Raw genomic sequence first — 16,962 nt, 5'->3', positions numbered from 1 at the left:
CCACCTCAGGGCGTGTTGTTATAAGTTGTTTTGCACGAGTTTTAAAGGTTGCTGTATTAAAGATTTAGTACCAGTGATATGAGCAATGTCTGATAGGTTGCCGACTCTTAACTCTAAGGGACCACTCGACGAAATTTGTTTGAGTGCAACTCGCCATTCATGTTGCCATTTGTACTCGGAAAACTTAGTGAAAACATTTAATTCGCTATGATGTTCACTAGCATCTACATAAGTCACCTTTTTCGCGACGTTTTCTTCTAACGTAAATAAATCTTCGTTATTATTTATCGCCTCAGTGACTCTGTTCCAAAAAATATTGATATCGCTACCACCAATAAAAACAGCTTTGTTTCCAAATTTATTGAAATCTTCAGATAAATATAAACCTTTTTCACCTGCATCTAATATGTCAGCATCACTTACAATGGTCATGCTGTAAATGTTAGTTTCATTTTGATGAGATTCTCGAAGTTCAACTTTACCAACAAGAGCAGTCAAGGTTCTACCGTTTAGTTCTAATGTAATATTTTCAGGCAAGTAACTTGCGCGAAGGCCTTCTTTCGCATCGCCACGTAATGCGGGATCTGAATCTTCATACTCTCGAAAGAACTGGATATTATTCATAAATATCAGGCCTTCATTAATGAAGCTTTCTACATATTCTTCATCCATAAATTTAATTAAAACTCTATGTCGTTTCTCTGCTGATATACTCATACTTTCCAAAACTTATAACAGCTTATTGAACACCACTTTGGGGGGTTATAACCCCCCAAAACGGCGTATATTACATAGCTTAATAGTTCCACCAAACAACTCTAATGTAAACAGGTAATTACGTGTGTTATAAAATTGCCTTTGTTAAAATGCCCCAAAACGACTTTTAATAATGTTATTAGACAAAATACAAACAGCTGTCTATATATACAGTATCTGATTTAAATAATTGAATATCATTTATGAAGTCTATCTTCCTAACCATGATTAAAGATCATATGTATAGCAAGCGTTATGCAAAGAGCACTATTGAAGCTTATCTGTTTTGGATAGCTGCCTATATCCGCTTTAATAATATGCAACACCCAAGCTCTATGGGGGATACTCAAGTGGAGTTATATCTAAATCATTTAGTAAACTCGCAAAATGTAGCGCAAGGCACACAATCCCAGGCATTGAATGCGCTAAGTTTTCTATATAAAGAAATAATTAAAAGTCCTCTCTCATTATCATTAGATTTTGTAAAAAGTGAACGGTCTAGAAAATTACCCGTTGTGCTTACACAAACAGAAGTTTCAGCGTTATTTAAACACTGTATTACAAAGCATTATTTAGCGTGTGCACTACTTTATGGTAGCGGTATGCGGTTAATGGAGGTACTACGTTTGCGGATACAAGATATTGACTTTGATTATAACTGTGTTCGAATTTGGGATGGTAAAGGGGGCAAAAATCGTGTTGTAACGCTTGCAGAGGAGCTGATACCACAAATACGAACACAAATTCAATTAGTCGATAATTATTTACAATTGGACCTAAATAACCCGCTGTTTTGTGGCGTGTATATGCCGCATTTATTACGTAAAAAATATCCAAATCATAACAAACAGCTGGGTTGGCAATATGTATTTCCATCTTATAAACTCAGTATTGATCCTGAGAGTAAACAACTAAGGCGCCATCATATTGATGAAAAGCAATTACAGCGTGCTGTTAAAAAAGCGGCTTTTGATGCACACATTAATAAACACGTTACACCACATACTTTGCGCCACTCATTCGCTACGCACTTACTGCAAAGCGGCGCTGATATACGCACAGTACAAACACAACTTGGGCACAGTGACGTTCGTACTACACAAATATATACCCATGTTTTACAACAAGGTGCTAATGGTGTTATTAGCCCTTTTTCAAGATTATAAGCTTCTCTATTTAAAACAAAAAAGCACAACCCACAAGAGTTATGCTTTTTTAATTAATCTTAAATCTGAGTATGTTACAAACGAATGCCGCCGTCTATTTCTACTACGCGACCGGTAAAAAAGTCGTTTTCGATAATATATTGTGCGGTATGGGCTATTTCTGCAGTTTCACCTAAACGCCCTACTGGGGTTACGCTAAGCATGCGCTCTTTAGCTTCTGGTTTCATTACGTCGGTCATTGCGGTGCTTATAACACCTGGTGCAATTGCGCCTACGCGAATACCAAAACGGCCAAGCTCTTTAGCCCATGTAGTAGTAAGCGCTACAACGCCTGCTTTAGAGGCTGCGTAGTTTGTTTGCCCTATGTTTCCGGCGCGCGCTACGCTCGACATATTTATAATAACGCCGCCTTTGCCCGACTCAATCATATGGCTGGCGGCTTCGCGGCCTGCCAAAAACACGCCAGTAAGATTTACGTCTATTACTGATTGAAATTGCTCAAGCGACATTTTTTTAACTACTTTGCCGTCTTTAGCTTTAATAAACATGCCATCGCGTAAAATACCGGCGTTGTTGATCAATACACCAATATGGCCAAAGTCGCTATTAATGGTGTTAAATACCGCTTCCATTTCGCTCTCGTTGGTAACGTTGGCGGCGTAGCCTTGAATACGCGTAGTCACGCCTTCAAGTTGACTTAATTGCTCGGTTGCTGTGTTAAGTGCATCTTGCGCCATATCGATTAGGGCAATGTTTGCGCCCATTTTTGCAAACTTTTGCGCCATAGCAAAACCTAAGCCTTGTGCGCCACCGGTTATTACTACCGTGTTATTTTTAATTTCCACGCGTTACCTCTACTTCGAAAATAATTTAAATATGGCACTAAAATCTTCAGTGCCTGCACCTTGGTGCTGCAATGTAGCGTATAAGTCGTTAGCCATTGAACCCATTGGCGTGGCTGATTTACTTTGCTTTGCCGCTTCCATTGCCAAGCCTAGATCTTTCGCCATTAGATCGACCATAAAGCCTGGTTTATATTCGTTACTTGCAGGAGCCGATTCCATTACACCCGGACACGGGTTATATAATTCTAACGTCCAGTTACGTCCTGAGCTTGCGGTCATTATGTCGCTAAGCACTTTAGGATCTAGGCCATTATTTATACCCATTTGTAGTGCTTCGCTGGTGCCTGCCATTAAAATGCTCAATAGCATGTTATTACATATTTTTGCTACTTGCCCTGCGCCAATATCGCCAGCATGAAAAATATTTTTGCCCATATCAACCAGCACAGTATTGGCTTTGTCGAACGCGGCTTTATCACCACCTACAATAAAGGTAAGTGTGCCGGCGGTTGCGCCTGCAACGCCACCCGATACCGGAGCATCTACAAAGCTAATACCTTGTTGGGCTAACTCTTTACCAACCACACGCGCCGATTCGGCATCTATGGTTGAGCAATCAATAACTAAAGTGGTTTTGTTTAAGCTGTTAATTAGTCCGTCTTCGCCTAAATAAAGCGCTTTAACATGCTTACCGGCAGGTAACATACTAATAAGTATGTCTACGTTGTTGGCACATTGCGTGGCATCTGCGGCTGCGTTTGCACCTTTGCTTTTTAGCTCGTTAACTGCATTTTGGTTTAAGTCGAACACACTTACTGTGTGCCCTGCTTTAATAAGGTTTGCCGCCATGGGCCCACCCATATTGCCTAAACCAATAAATCCTATATTGAGTTTGCTCATAGCTTTAGCCTTGTTGTAATTGTTTAAGTGGGTGGTTGTTGCCATAGCGATCTTCAAAAAAGCTATCTACCACTGTGCTTGGCACATCGCTGAGTGTTTTATATTGCCAGTTTGGCGCACCGTCTTTGTCGATTAACAATGCACGCACACCTTCTTGAAACTCGCCCACTTCGCCGGCACGTACCGACATACCTAGCTCCATTCTAAAACACTCAGCAAGGCTTTTGCCTTTGCTGGTTTTTAATTGGCGGCTTACTAATGCACAACTTAGCGGACAACCATGCTTAAGCGACTTTTGCGCTTTTAGTAGCCATTTGTCGTCTGTGTTTAAGTTTAAAATATAGTCAACCTGTTGCTGTAGCGTAGTAAACTCAGCAAGTTCTTGAATGGTTGCCAAATTAGCTTTGATATTACCTTTAGGTAAACGCCCTGATTGCTGATCTAAATCGGTTAACAGCGTAGTAAGTTTTTCGTGATTTAAACTGGCCGTTTTACCCCACTTAATGCTGAGTAAACCCGCTAAAAGAGCATCGTATTTATCTGCTTTTACATAGTGATCGGCAAGGGCAACAAAACGGGCATCGTCGCAGTTTATAGACGCTGACGTAAGCCCTAAAAACAACCCAACACTGTGAGGCATTTTATGTAAAAAATAACTGCCGCCAACATCTGGGTATAAGCCAATAGTTTGCTCAGGCATTGCTATACGCGATGTTTCGGTAACTACGCGGTGGCTTGCACCAGCCATTAAGCCTAAACCGCCGCCCATTACAATACCGTTACCCCACACTAATAATGGTTTTTCGTAACAGTGAATTAAATAGTCAAGGCGATACTCTTGCGTAAAAAAATCTTCTACTAAGTCGCTTGCGCTGCCTTGCGCCATAGCGTGGTGCAAACTTACAACATCGCCGCCAGCACAAAAAGCTTTGTCGCCTGCGCCTTTTAATACCACCATGGCAATACTGCTATCTTGCGCCCATGCTTTTAGTTGCGGCTCTAATAGTTTGATCATTTCAAAATTAAGCGCGTTTAACGACTTTGGTGCATTAAGCGTGGCAAACGCTATTAAAGCACCGTTTGACGCGGTTGCCGTTTCGAATACGACTGCGTCATCTGCATGATTTAATAATGTTAAACCGCTCATTAGCCGTTCACCCAATTTGCACGACGCTTTTCTAAAAAGGCACTTACGCCTTCTTGCTGATCTTCGGTGTCAAATAAGGCCACAAACAATTCACGTTCTAGCGGTAAAATGCTCGCCATAGGCTGATGACGCCCTTTTTGAATCAATGTTTTACATGCTGTAACCGATGACGGACTTTGATCGGCCACTTGGTTAGCTAGTTTAAGCGCTGCAGCAAAGCTTTCGCCTTGTGGAACAACTTCTTCAACTAAGCCAATTTGCAGTGCTTTGTCGGCTTTTAAGCGCTCGCCACATAAAATCATGCGTTTTGCCCAGCCTTCGCCTACTAGCCATGCTAGGTTTTGTGTACCACCAGCGCACGGTAGTAAACCTACTTTAGCTTCAGGAAGCGCCATTTGTGCTTGCTCTTCGGCAATACGAATATCACACGCGAGTGCTACTTCTAAACCACCACCCATGGCATAGCCATTAATAGCCGCAACCGACACGCCTCTAAAGTTACTAAGTGCTTCAAATGCTTCGCCAAATACGCGCGACATTTCGGCGGCTACGCCTTTATCGCCACCGGCAAATAAGTTTAAGTCGGCACCTGCACTAAAAAACTTTTCACCTTCGCCAGTAAGCACTAATGCATAAATATTTTTATTTTTGTTTAACTTATTAACGGTGTTTTTTAAGGCAATTAATGTGTCTTTGGTCCAGGTATTTGCTGGCGGGTTTGACATAGTTAATATGGCTACATGACCTTCGGTCGTTAATTCAATGCTAGGTTTAGACTTAGTATTTGACTCTGACATAAATAACTCCTTATAAAACTTCGCTGGCTGACTCTGCTAAAATACGACGCGCTATAATAACGCGCATTATTTCGTTAGTGCCTTCTAAAATTTGGTGTACACGTACATCACGTACATGGCGCTCTAATGGGTATTCTTTAATATAACCATAGCCACCATGAATTTGCAGGGCGTCGTTACATACTGTAAAGCCTACATCGGTTGCAAAACGTTTTGCCATGGCGCAATACGTGGTTTTTTCGCTGTCGTTATTATCAAGCTTAAATGCAGCCAACCTTACCATTTGGCGCGCGGCTACAAGCTCGGTATTCATATCGGCAATTTTAAACTGCAGTGCTTGAAACGCGGCTAGTGGTTTACCAAACTGAGTACGTTCTTTTAAATATTCGCGGGCCGTATTAAGCGCCGCTTGCGCCGTGCCAATTGAACAAGTTGCAATATTAATGCGCCCGCCATCAAGCCCTTGCATAGCAAATTTAAAACCTTCGCCTTCTGCACCTAATAAGTTATGCGCCGGAATACGCACATCTTCAAAACTAATTAAGCGTGTAGGTTGTGCGTTCCAGCCCATTTTTTCTTCGGCTTTACCGTATTCAACGCCTTTAGCGTCGGCTGGTACTATAAAGGCCGAAATACCTTTAGGGCCATCGCATCCGGTGCGCGCCATCACCACTAATACTTCGGTTTCGCCCGCGCCCGAAATAAACATTTTTGAGCCGTTAATTACGTATTCGTCGCCATCGCGTACTGCTTTGGTTTTTAGCGATGCGGCGTCTGAGCCAGAGCCTGGCTCGGTTAAACAATACGATGCCAGTAAGTCGCCTGTAACCAGTTGTTCGCAGTATTTGTCTTTAGCGGCGTCAGTACCAAAGCTTGCTACCATCCAAGTGGCCATATTATGTATGGTTAACATGGCGGTAGTTGCTGTACAGCCCATAGCAAGTTGTTCAAATATAATGCTTGAGTCTAAGCGCGATAAGCCAAGTCCACCGGCTTCTTCTGGCGTGTAAAGGCCGCAAAAACCAAGTTCGCCTGCAGCTTTAATCGTGTCTTTAGGAAAAATATGTTCGCGGTCCCACTTAGCGGCGTAAGGTGCGAGTTCTGAGTCAGCAAACTGACGTGCTGTTTGAGCAAATGCTTGCTGATCATCTGATAAATTAAAGTCCATATAGACCTCTTCAATTAGTTATGTGTTGTCTAGGTGATTAGTGAAGAGCAACGAAGGTAATAGGAGTTACCTTCGTGCCCTTCTTTATTATTAATTATGCTTTTTTAAACTATTTATTATGAGTAATTACTTTAAGTTAATGCTCATATTTGGACCCGACGCTATGTCGTCTTCAAACCAACGTGAAGTAATGGTTTTAGTTTCGGTATAAAAACGAATACCTTGCTTACCATAAGTGTGAGTGTCGCCATAAAACGAGCCTTTCCAACCAGTAAACGAAAAGAACGGCAGTGGCACCGGAATTGGCACGTTAATACCTACTTGGCCTACTTCAATTTCGTGTTGGAACTTACGTGCAACTGCGCCGCTTGAGGTAAACAGCGATGTGCCGTTACCATATGGGCTGTCGTTTATTAGGGCAATGGCTTCATCTAATGTATCTACAAACATACACGCCAGTACTGGACCAAAAATTTCTTCTTTATATAAGTCCATGTCTTTAGTAACATCGGTAAACAATGTTGGGCCTACCCAGTTACCTTGCTCGTAGCCTTCAACCGTAAAGTTTGAGCCGTCAATTAAACATTTAGCACCTTGCTCTTTACCACCGGCAATAAGCGATAAAATACGTGCTTTGGCAGCTGGTGACGTTTGCGGGCCATACGCTGCACCTGCATCATCCCATACGCCTGGGCGTACACCTTCAAAACCTGCTTTAATTTCATCAACCCAGTCTTTTGCTTGGCCAACAAATACCGCAACCGAAATACCCATACAACGCTGGCCAGCTGCACCAACCGACGCGCCAACTAAGTTATTTACAACATGCGATTTGCTGGCATCTGGCATAATAACCATGTGGTTTTTAGCACCCACACACGCTTGTACACGTTTAAGGTTTGCTGTGCCTTTTGAATAAATATAAGCGCCAACGCCACACGAGCCAACAAACGAAATAGCGCGTACTGCTTTATCCTCTAGTATGCGATCTACTTGTGGTTTTGTACCATGTACTACTTGTAACACGCCTTTTGGCGCGCCAGCTTCCATAAATAACTCAGCTAAGCGCATTGGTGTAAGTGGATCTTGCTCAGACGGTTTTAAAATAAAGGTGTTACCACACACAATTGCCAGCGGAAACATCCACAATGGGATCATTGCCGGAAAGTTAAACGGCGTAATACCCGCACACACACCTAATGGTTGCATGTAAGAATACGTATCGATTTTACGCGCTACGTTTTCCATGGTTTCACCCATCATTAATGACGGTGCGTTAGCCGCTTGCTCAACTACTTCAATGCCACGCCATACGTCGCCTTTAGCGTCTTCAAAGGTTTTACCCAGCTCATGACAAATAATAGTGGCAAGCTCATCGTGGTGCTCTTTTAATAGCGCAGCGTATTTCATCATAATGCGCGCACGTTCAGTAATTGGCACATCTTTCCACGTTTTAAACGTTTCTGAAGCCGAGGCAATAGCTGCGTCCATTTCTGCGTCTGTGGTGCAAGGTACTTGAGCTAGCACTTCTTGGTTGGCTGGGTTTATTACGTCAATAAGTTCTTTTGAGCTTGATTGAATAAATTCGCCGTTAATCAGTAGTGGTACTTGGTGCATAATTAAATCCTGTTTTATAAGAGTGTTAGTGCAGCTTTATTATTATAATTAGCGCTGCATTGATTATTATTTTGTGATAAAAATTAAAGTGCTTCTACTGCCATGGCAACGGCTTCACCGCCACCAATACATAAAGACGCTACGCCTTTTTTAAGACCGCGATTTTTAAGTGCATGAATAAGCGTTACTAAAATACGTGCGCCGCTTGCACCAATTGGGTGGCCCAATGCACAAGCACCGCCATTTACGTTTACTTTGCTTTCATCTAGTTTAAGCTCGTTAATAGCAAGCATAGTAACCATGGCAAACGCTTCGTTAATTTCCCACAGGTCAACATCGTCTGTAGTCCAACCGGCTTTTTCTAGTACCTTGTTCATTGCGCCCACTGGCGCTACTGTAAATTCGCTTGGTTTTTGAGAATGCGTGCTGTGCGCTACAATTTTACAAAGCGGGGTTAAGCCCTGCTCTTTAGCTTTTGACTCGCTCATTAAAATAAGTGCTGCGCCACCGTCTGAAATTGACGATGAGTTAGCGGCTGTAATAGTGCCGTCTTTTTTAAATGCGGCACGTAGGCTCGGAATTTTTTCTGGGCGGGCGTTACCTGGTTGCTCGTCAATGGCAACGGTAACGTCGCCTTTGCGTGTTTGCATAGTGTGCGGTGCAACTTCGTTATTAAAGCTGCCGTTTTCAATTGCGGCTTTTGCTTTGGTTAGCGAGCTTAGTGCAAAGTTATCCATTTGTTCACGGCCAATACCGTATTCATCGGCGGTGTCTTGTGCAAAACAACCCATTGCTTTGTTGTCGTAAGCATCTTCAAGGCCATCGCTCATCATGTGATCTTTAATTTCGCCATGTCCCATGCGCATGCCGCCACGTGCTTTAGGAATAAAGTACGGTGCATTACTCATACTTTCCATGCCACCAGCTACTGCTGAATTAATAGAGCCCGCTTTAATTAGATCATGTGCCAACATTGCCGCTTTTAAGCCCGAGCCACACACTTTATTTATAGTGGTAGCGCCAGTGCTAAGTGCTAGGCCTGCTTTTAACATTGCTTGACGAGCAGGCGCTTGGCCTACACCAGCGGGTAATACACAGCCCATAATTACTTCATCAATTGCATCTGTGCTTAGGCCTGTTTCTGCTAATGCACTAGCAATAGCGGTTGCCCCCAGCTCAGTTGATTGCGCATCATTAAGTGCGCCCATAAATCCACCCATAGGGGTGCGTTTTGCTGCTACAATAACAACGGCTTCAGTAGTCATAAAAAGGCTCCATTTAGTAATTGGCACCGTGCAATTAAATGCGCTGAGCCAAACAATTTATTTATAATCTGTTTACGAGCATACATAATATTTACGTTTACGCCAACGTAAATCTAAAATCAACTTTTAGTTGACTGTAAAAACTGTAAACTTATTTGTATTATGTTTCATTACACTTCAGTAAAAACGCCTGCGCAGGCTTTAAAGCCTAACTTTAATGAAAGTTTACTCGCCATTTTCATTAGTCTAAAGTATTACACAAACATCTTGCTTTACCTTTACGTAAACTTCACTTATATTGGGGTTCTTCGAATGAGGTAAAACACTATTATGAAACCAGATAATCAAACAAGCTTTGCAACGTCGGCCACTGTGCCTGCCAATAATGAACAAACTTTTAGTATTAGCGAGCTCGCAAAGGAGTTTGACATTACCACCCGCTCTATCCGCTTTTATGAAGACCAAGGGCTTGTTACGCCAAGTAGAAATGGCCAAACCCGTATTTACTCTAAACGCGATAAAGTACGCTTAAAATTAATTTTACGTGGTAAACGCTTAGGTTTTACGCTGGCAGAAACAGGACGTTTGTTTGAACTTTACGACGCCGACAAATCAAGTGCTAAGCAACTGGTAACTATGCTGGACCTTATTAGCGAGAAAAAAGCCGACCTATCACAACAAATGGACGACATTAAAGTTGTTCTTATGGAATTGGTAACAGCCGAGCGCCGTTGCCGCGACACACTTAATAAAATAGATGAGTAATACGCGGTATTAACTTAATCAATCACACAGGAATGAATCATGAGCACTATTTCACTATATAAAGAAATGAACTTTGGCCTTGGCGAAACCGCCGATATGATCCGCGGACATGTAAACAGCTTTGCCAGCCAAGAAATTGCCCCACTAGCCGAAAAAACTGACCTTGATAACGCTTTCCCAAATCAACTTTGGCCACAAATGGGCGAAATGGGTTTACTGGGAATGACAGTAGCTGAAGAATTTGGCGGTGCTGGTTTAGGTTATTTAGAGCATGTTATTGCCATGGAAGAAATTAGCCGTGCAAGTGCTTCTATTGGCCTAAGCTATGGTGCGCATTCAAACCTGTGTGTAAACCAAATTAACCGTAATGGCACGCAAGCCCAAAAAGAAAAATACTTGCCTAAGCTTATTAGCGGTGAGCACATTGGTGCCCTTGCTATGAGCGAGCCAAATGCGGGGTCTGACGTAGTTTCAATGAAGCTTAAAGCCGAGAAAAAAGGCGATAAGTACATTTTAAACGGTAATAAAATGTGGATCACCAATGGTCCAGATGCGCATACTTTAGTTATTTACGCTAAAACCGATTTAACAGCCGGCGCAAAAGGTATTACTGCATTTATTGTAGAGAGCGACTTTCCTGGTTTTTCAACCGCACAAAAGCTCGACAAACTTGGTATGCGAGGCTCAAATACGTGTGAACTGGTATTTGAAAACTGCGAAGTACCCGAAGAAAATATTTTAGGTAACTTAAACGAAGGCGTTAAGGTATTAATGAGCGGCCTAGACTACGAGCGCGTAGTGCTTGCAGCAGGCCCACTGGGTATTATGCAAGCGTGTATGGATATTGTTGTACCTTATATTCATGAGCGTAAACAGTTTGATACACCTATTGGTCAGTTTCAGTTAATTCAAGGCAAAGTAGCCGACATGTATACGCAAATGAACGCCGCGCGCTCGTATGTATATACAGTGGCTCGCTCGTGTGATCGCGGTGAAACCACCCGTAAAGATGCTGCCGGTGCTATTTTATATGCAGCAGAGCTGGCAACTAAAATGGCGCTAGATGCAATTCAAATTTTAGGTGGCAATGGTTACATAAACGAATACGCAACGGGCCGCCTACTACGTGATGCTAAATTATATGAAATTGGTGCAGGTACCTCAGAAATACGCCGTATGCTAATTGGCCGCGAACTTTTCACTGAAAGCCGTTAAGGATTAAATAATGACGATTTTAACATCGAGCGTTAATCCTCACGATCCAACGTTTGTACAAAACCATAAAAATATGTCGGCGTTGGTAGATGATTTACGTAATAAAGTGGCAACCATTAGCCAAGGTGGCGGCGCTGCATTAAAAGAGCGCCACGAAGGCCGCGGTAAATTATTTGTACGCGACCGTATTAGTACCTTAATTGACGAAGGTTCGCCGTTTTTAGAAATTTCGCAATTTGCCGCCTTTGGTGTTTACGAGCAAGAAATTGCGTGTGCTGGTGTAGTAGCCGGTATTGGCCGTGTTAAAGGTGTTGAATGCATGATTATTGCGAACGATGCTACGGTTAAAGGCGGTACTTACTTTCCGCTAACGGTTAAAAAGCATTTACGCGCGCAAGATATTGCTGAGCGTTGCCATTTACCCTGCATTTATTTAGTTGACTCAGGCGGTGCAAACTTGCCAGAGCAAGATGATGTATTTCCAGATAAACTGCATTTTGGCCGTATATTTTACAACCAAGCGCGTATGTCGGGTAAAGGTATTCCACAAATTGCAGTGGTTATGGGTTTATGTACCGCAGGCGGGGCGTATGTACCGGCCATGGCCGATGAAAGTATCATTGTAAAAGATCAAGGCACTATATTTTTAGCGGGCCCGCCTCTTGTTAAAGCTGCTACCGGTGAAGTAGTAACCGCCGAAGAGCTTGGTGGTGCCGACGTGCACTGTAAAACATCGGGGGTTGCCGATCATTACGCCCAAAATGACGAACATGCGTTGTCGATTGCGCGCCAATGTATAGCGCGTATTAACTACACCCGCCCTACTGCGCCGTTGCTAGAGGAAGTTAAAGCACCTCGTTTTGATATTAACGAGCTTTACGGCATTGTTGGCACCGATCTTAAAAAGCCATTTGATGTACGCGAAGTAATAGCGCGCACAGTTGATGATTCGTCGTTTGACGAATTTAAACGCTACTTTGGCGAAACCCTAGTAACGGGATTTGCGAGTATTTATGGCCACCCCGTTGGTATAGTCGCTAACAACGGTATTTTATTTAGTGAGTCGGCGCAAAAAGGCGCGCACTTTATTCAGCTATGTACGCAGCGCAACATTCCTTTAGTGTTTTTACAAAACGTAACCGGCTTTATGGTAGGTAAAAAATACGAAGCCGAAGGTATAGCTAAACACGGCGCTAAAATGGTTATGGCGGTATCGTGTGCCGATGTGCCTAAATTTACCGTACTGATTGGTGGCTCATATGGCGCAGGTAATTACGGCATGTGTGGCCGTGCATTTGAACCTACCATGATGTGGATGTGGCCTAATGCGCGTATTTCTGTAATGGGCGGCGAGCAAGCAGCCGGTGTAATGACGCAAGTTAAGCAAGACGGTTTAGCCCGTAAAGGCCAAAGCATGAGCGAGCAAGAGGTAAGTGACTTTAAACAGCCAATTATTGATCAGTACGAAGAGCAAGGTCATCCGTATTATGCCAGTGCCCGCTTATGGGATGACGGCATTATTGATCCTGCCGACACACGTAGCGTTTTAGGACTTGCCTTAAGTGCCGCTAGTAATGCACCAGTGCAAGAGTCGAAATTTGGCGTATTTAGAATGTAATCGGAGCGCAAAATGTCAGTTACTCTACAAATAACAAAATCAAATGTGGCGGTACTCGTTTTAAGCCGCCCAGAAAAACGCAATGCATTTAACAGCGAAGTCATTCAAGAGCTTATAAAATGTATTGAACATGCTAATACGCTCGATATTCGCGCCTTGGTGTTAAAAACTGAGGGCAAACATTTTTCAGCCGGTGCCGATTTAGCCTGGATGAAATCGATGGCAGATAACAATGTTAACGATAATTTAGCCGATTCAATGCAGTTAGCTAAATTAATGCAAGTGTTAGCAACAAGCCCGCACCCTACTATTTGTGCCGTGCAAGGTGCTGCGTTTGGCGGCGCTTTAGGTTTAATTGCCTGTTGTGACATTGCAATATGCCAAGACAATGCACAATTTTGCCTAAGCGAAGTAAAGCTAGGGCTTATTCCTGCGGTTATTAGCCCTTATGTAATTAAAGCCATTGGTGAGCGTGCAGCGCGCAGATACTTTTTAACTGCCGAGGTGTTTGATGCGCATACCGCTAAGCAACTTGGGTTAATTCATCAAGTAACCGGTAATTTAGAATGTGCACTCGACGCTATGCTGCAAACATTGATTGATAATGGCCCGGTTGCAGTAAAAGCGGCAAAAGCACTTATTAACGATGTAGCAAATAAAGAAATAACCGATGAGCTAATTGAGCTTACCGCTCATCGTATTGCCAAAATTCGTGTATCGGATGAAGGCCAAGAAGGCTTAAGCGCTTTTTTTGACAAACGTCCACCACAATGGCAACTGTAGGATTAATTATGAACGTAAATAAATTACAAAAAATACTCATTGCTAACCGTGGTGAAATAGCATGCAGAATAATGCGCAGTGCTAAATTAATGGGCTTAACCACAGTTGCTGTGTATTCCGATGCTGATAAACACGCGCAGCATGTAAAAATGGCTGACGAAGCCTACCACATTGGCCCAGCGCCAAGTAAAGACTCGTATTTAGTTGCCGATAAAATACTGCAAGTAGCAAAAGACAGCGGCGCAGATTGTATTCACCCTGGTTATGGGTTTTTGTCTGAAAACAGCACGTTTGCCAACGCATGTGAAGCAAATAATATTGTATTTGTTGGGCCACCAGCAAGCAGCATTGAAGCAATGGGCTCTAAAACGCGTGCTAAAGAAATTATGGCCGCGGCTAATGTGCCATTAGTACCTGGTTATTATGGCGACAAGCAAGATCCTGCTTTTTTACAAGCAGAGGCCGAAAAAATTGGCTATCCGGTACTGATCAAAGCAGCATTTGGTGGCGGCGGTAAAGGCATGCGCGTGGTAAATCATGCCAATGAATTTATTAGCGCACTTGAAGGCGCACAGCGTGAAGCCGTTGCTGGTTTTGGTAACGACTTAGTATTGCTAGAGCGCTACGTTAACCAACCACGCCACGTAGAAGTACAAGTGTTTGCCGATAACCACGGTAACTGTGTTTATTTAGGCGATCGTGATTGCTCGTTGCAACGTCGTCATCAAAAAGTAATTGAAGAAGCCCCTGCCCCGGGTTTATCAGACAAGTTGCGCAAAGAAATGGGTGAAGCTGCGGTACGTTGTGCACTTGCCATAAACTATCGCGGTGCAGGTACGGTTGAATTTTTACTGTGTGGCGATGAGTTCTTCTTTATGGAAATGAACACGCGCCTGCAAGTAGAGCACCCGGTTACCGAAATGGTTACTGGTGTTGATTTAGTTACGTGGCAAATTAATATTGCGGGCGGGCAAACACTGCCACTCAAACAAGCCGATATTAAATTGCAAGGCCACAGCTTTGAAGCGCGTATTTACGCTGAAGACCCTGCTAATGAGTTTATTCCGTGCTCAGGCACAATTGAAGCACTTTATACCCCGCTAAACAGTGAGTTTGTGCGCATTGATACTGGCATTGCAGCCGGTGATGAAATTAGCCCATATTACGACCCCATGATAGCCAAGTTAATTGTGCATGATGACAATCGCGAACAAGCGCTGAGCCGTTTACAACACGCGCTTGAGCAATTTCACTTAGCGGGCTTTAGTACTAACATTGGCTTTTTACATAACTTAGCTGTGCACCCTAGCTTTAAACAAGGCGCGCCTAGCACTCACTTTATTGCCGAGCAAGGCGATTCGTTAGTGTCGGTTGATCAATCTTTGCGCCAAGCAAGCCAGCTTATTGCAGCCTTTACTTATTTAGAGCAGTTAGTTAGCACCCAAGACAAAGCGCCAAATGCAAGCCCTTGGCAACAACTAAGTGGCTTTGCCCTTAATGCACCGCAAAGCGTTAAAATTGCGTTTGTTGATTTAACCCTTAATGCGGTTAAAACGAAAAATGGCTACAGTATTACCCATAATGAGCACGTATTTAATGTTCAAGGCACTTTAAATAATGGCCTTTGTAGTGTATTTATAAACGGCGAAAAACACACAGCCCACGTAAGTCGCGTTAATAACGTGATCACCGTAATGCACAAAGCACTGCAAACTCGCCTAGAGCTAGTAAATAAACACTATATTAGCGATCATCAAAGCGATGCCCTGCCTTTAGCTGCACCACTAAATGGTACGGTAGTAAAACACTTAGTTAAGCTTGGCAGTAGCATTACCAAAGGTGATCCTGTGGTTATTATTGAAGCGATGAAAATGGAATATACGCTCAATGCCCCGCACGATGGTATTTTACAAAGCTATTGTTTTGCCGAAGGTGAACTGGTAAGCCATGGCGCGTTATTGGCTATTGTTGAAGATACGACAGTTGCAAGTGACCCTGCTGAGGGAGGCGCATAATGAGCGTTTTTCCGCAAAAAGTACGTATTGTTGAAGTAGGCGCGCGCGATGGCCTACAAAACGAAAAAGCAGTAACCACTGCCGACAAAGTAGCGCTTATTAACGCGCTTGCTGCTGCGGGTTTAAAAGACATTGAAGCCGGTGCTTTTGTATCCCCTAAATGGGTGCCGCAAATGGCAGACTCAGCTGATGTGATATCGGCTCTTAATTTGCCCGATGTAAACTTAAGTGCGTTAACACCTAACTTAAAAGGCGCACAAGCAGCGCATGCTGCTGGAATTAAAGAATTTGCCATATTTACAGCGGCTAGCGAATCGTTTTGTCAAAAAAACATTAACTGCAGTATTGAGCAAAGTATTGAGCGCTTTAGCGAAGTTATGGAATTTGCCAAAGCGCATAACATTCGTGTACGCGGTTATGTAAGTTGTGTTTTAGGTTGCCCATATGAAGGCGAAATAGACCCTCAAGCTGTACTTTATGTTAGCCAAAAGCTACTCGCACTGGGCTGTTATGAAATAAGCCTTGGCGATACCATAGGTGTAGGCACAGCCAAAAAGGTAACTGAGTTACTTACTTTACTATTACAGCACATTGATAAGTCGCAGCTTGCAGTGCATTTTCATGACACTTACGGCCAAGCGCTCACAAATATTTACGCGGCACTAAACTTAGGTATAGCAACGGTTGACGCGGCAGTAGCAGGCCTTGGTGGTTGCCCTTACGCTCAAGGGGCGTCAGGAAATGTTGCCACCGAAGACGTAGTTTACTTACTGCAAGGGCTTGGCATTGAGCACGCAATTGATTTACAAAGGCTTAGTGATGCAGGATGGCAAATAACAAAAGCGCTTGGCAAACAACCCGTAAGTAAAGTGTCGATTGCATTGCAAGCGAAATAACATCCCAAA

Annotated in this window: 15 protein-coding genes; 7 read left to right on the top strand and 8 right to left on the bottom strand. The window is 43.2% G+C overall.

The genetic code is table 11. The features are described from left to right. Nucleotides 1–18: 18 nt before the first annotated feature. Entirely contained in the window at nt 19–717 is a 699-nt protein-coding gene (locus PTRA_RS07955; protein WP_058373357.1) for a hypothetical protein, read from the bottom strand. 242 nt (nt 718–959) lie between these two features. Here PTRA_RS07955 and PTRA_RS07950 point away from each other — a divergent pair, with 242 nt between their 5' ends. Then, nucleotides 960–1,922, top strand: a complete 963-nt coding sequence (locus PTRA_RS07950; protein WP_058373356.1) for an integron integrase — start codon at nt 960–962, stop codon at nt 1,920–1,922. Nucleotides 1,923–1,996: 74 nt separating this feature from the next. Here PTRA_RS07950 and PTRA_RS07945 read toward each other — a convergent pair whose 3' ends face one another. From PTRA_RS07945 to PTRA_RS07915, 7 genes are all read right to left on the bottom strand, one after another. Further along, nucleotides 1,997–2,767, bottom strand: coding sequence for an SDR family oxidoreductase (locus PTRA_RS07945; protein WP_058373355.1), 771 nt, complete (start codon nt 2,765–2,767; stop codon nt 1,997–1,999). A gap of 9 nt (nt 2,768–2,776) precedes the next feature. Beyond that, nucleotides 2,777–3,667 carry a 3-hydroxyisobutyrate dehydrogenase gene (gene mmsB, locus PTRA_RS07940; RefSeq protein ID WP_058374566.1) on the bottom strand — a complete coding sequence of 297 codons (891 nt, stop codon included), beginning with the start codon at nt 3,665–3,667 and terminating at the stop codon, nt 2,777–2,779. A 4-nt stretch (nt 3,668–3,671) separates the two neighbouring features. Beyond that, the gene (locus PTRA_RS07935) at nt 3,672–4,814 is read right to left on the bottom strand and encodes an enoyl-CoA hydratase/isomerase family protein (protein ID WP_058373354.1); all 1,143 of its coding nucleotides are present in this window, start codon (nt 4,812–4,814) and stop codon (nt 3,672–3,674) included. Then, nucleotides 4,814–5,611: an enoyl-CoA hydratase gene (locus tag PTRA_RS07930; RefSeq protein WP_058373353.1), complete on the bottom strand. Its 798-nt coding sequence runs from the start codon at nt 5,609–5,611 to the stop codon at nt 4,814–4,816. The genes PTRA_RS07935 and PTRA_RS07930 overlap by 1 nt, the downstream gene beginning before the upstream one ends. A gap of 10 nt (nt 5,612–5,621) precedes the next feature. Further along, on the bottom strand, nt 5,622–6,779 hold the full coding sequence (locus PTRA_RS07925) for an acyl-CoA dehydrogenase family protein (protein ID WP_011328136.1): 1,158 nt from the start codon (nt 6,777–6,779) through the stop codon (nt 5,622–5,624). Nucleotides 6,780–6,905: 126 nt separating this feature from the next. Continuing rightward, nucleotides 6,906–8,396, bottom strand: a complete 1,491-nt coding sequence (locus tag PTRA_RS07920) for a CoA-acylating methylmalonate-semialdehyde dehydrogenase (RefSeq protein WP_011328135.1) — start codon at nt 8,394–8,396, stop codon at nt 6,906–6,908. Between the two features lie 83 nt (nt 8,397–8,479). Next, nucleotides 8,480–9,661, bottom strand: coding sequence for a thiolase family protein (locus PTRA_RS07915; RefSeq protein WP_058373352.1), 1,182 nt, complete (start codon nt 9,659–9,661; stop codon nt 8,480–8,482). Between the two features lie 330 nt (nt 9,662–9,991). On the opposite strand from PTRA_RS07915, the gene PTRA_RS07910 reads away from it, so the two are divergent. From PTRA_RS07910 to PTRA_RS07885, 6 genes are read left to right on the top strand one after another with little or no spacing between them, the layout of a single operon-like run. After that, a complete protein-coding gene (locus PTRA_RS07910; protein WP_011328133.1) occupies nt 9,992–10,426 on the top strand; it encodes a MerR family transcriptional regulator in 435 nt (144 codons plus the stop codon). A 39-nt stretch (nt 10,427–10,465) separates the two neighbouring features. Next, nucleotides 10,466–11,641, top strand: a complete 1,176-nt coding sequence (locus PTRA_RS07905; RefSeq protein WP_011328132.1) for an isovaleryl-CoA dehydrogenase — start codon at nt 10,466–10,468, stop codon at nt 11,639–11,641. Between the two features lie 10 nt (nt 11,642–11,651). Continuing rightward, nucleotides 11,652–13,259: a carboxyl transferase domain-containing protein gene (locus tag PTRA_RS07900; protein WP_058373351.1), complete on the top strand. Its 1,608-nt coding sequence runs from the start codon at nt 11,652–11,654 to the stop codon at nt 13,257–13,259. Between the two features lie 12 nt (nt 13,260–13,271). Then, entirely contained in the window at nt 13,272–14,042 is a 771-nt protein-coding gene (locus PTRA_RS07895; protein ID WP_011328130.1) for an enoyl-CoA hydratase/isomerase family protein, read from the top strand. Nucleotides 14,043–14,050: 8 nt separating this feature from the next. Continuing rightward, on the top strand, nt 14,051–16,057 hold the full coding sequence (locus PTRA_RS07890) for an acetyl/propionyl/methylcrotonyl-CoA carboxylase subunit alpha (RefSeq protein ID WP_058374565.1): 2,007 nt from the start codon (nt 14,051–14,053) through the stop codon (nt 16,055–16,057). Further along, entirely contained in the window at nt 16,057–16,953 is an 897-nt protein-coding gene (locus PTRA_RS07885; protein ID WP_058373350.1) for a hydroxymethylglutaryl-CoA lyase, read from the top strand. The genes PTRA_RS07890 and PTRA_RS07885 overlap by 1 nt, the downstream gene beginning before the upstream one ends. Nucleotides 16,954–16,962 lie beyond the last annotated feature (9 nt).

Source organism: Pseudoalteromonas translucida KMM 520 (genome assembly GCF_001465295.1).
GTDB classification, from domain to species: Bacteria; Pseudomonadota; Gammaproteobacteria; order Enterobacterales; family Alteromonadaceae; genus Pseudoalteromonas; species Pseudoalteromonas translucida.
This window is presented reverse-complemented; position numbering and strand designations above follow the sequence as displayed.

What these genes read in the sequence shown, in the direction of transcription:
- PTRA_RS07955 (WP_058373357.1), bottom strand. Translation starts at nt 717, where the DNA reads ATGAGTATATCAGCAGAGAAACGACATAGAGTTTTAATTAAATTTATG.
- PTRA_RS07950 (WP_058373356.1), top strand. Translation starts at nt 960, where the DNA reads ATGAAGTCTATCTTCCTAACCATGATTAAAGATCATATGTATAGCAAG.
- mmsB (WP_058374566.1), bottom strand. Translation starts at nt 3,667, where the DNA reads ATGAGCAAACTCAATATAGGATTTATTGGTTTAGGCAATATGGGTGGG.
- PTRA_RS07935 (WP_058373354.1), bottom strand. Translation starts at nt 4,814, where the DNA reads ATGAGCGGTTTAACATTATTAAATCATGCAGATGACGCAGTCGTATTC.
- PTRA_RS07930 (WP_058373353.1), bottom strand. Translation starts at nt 5,611, where the DNA reads ATGTCAGAGTCAAATACTAAGTCTAAACCTAGCATTGAATTAACGACC.
- PTRA_RS07925 (WP_011328136.1), bottom strand. Translation starts at nt 6,779, where the DNA reads ATGGACTTTAATTTATCAGATGATCAGCAAGCATTTGCTCAAACAGCA.
- PTRA_RS07920 (WP_011328135.1), bottom strand. Translation starts at nt 8,396, where the DNA reads ATGCACCAAGTACCACTACTGATTAACGGCGAATTTATTCAATCAAGC.
- PTRA_RS07915 (WP_058373352.1), bottom strand. Translation starts at nt 9,661, where the DNA reads ATGACTACTGAAGCCGTTGTTATTGTAGCAGCAAAACGCACCCCTATG.
- PTRA_RS07910 (WP_011328133.1), top strand. Translation starts at nt 9,992, where the DNA reads ATGAAACCAGATAATCAAACAAGCTTTGCAACGTCGGCCACTGTGCCT.
- PTRA_RS07905 (WP_011328132.1), top strand. Translation starts at nt 10,466, where the DNA reads ATGAGCACTATTTCACTATATAAAGAAATGAACTTTGGCCTTGGCGAA.
- PTRA_RS07900 (WP_058373351.1), top strand. Translation starts at nt 11,652, where the DNA reads ATGACGATTTTAACATCGAGCGTTAATCCTCACGATCCAACGTTTGTA.
- PTRA_RS07895 (WP_011328130.1), top strand. Translation starts at nt 13,272, where the DNA reads ATGTCAGTTACTCTACAAATAACAAAATCAAATGTGGCGGTACTCGTT.
- PTRA_RS07890 (WP_058374565.1), top strand. Translation starts at nt 14,051, where the DNA reads ATGAACGTAAATAAATTACAAAAAATACTCATTGCTAACCGTGGTGAA.
- PTRA_RS07885 (WP_058373350.1), top strand. Translation starts at nt 16,057, where the DNA reads ATGAGCGTTTTTCCGCAAAAAGTACGTATTGTTGAAGTAGGCGCGCGC.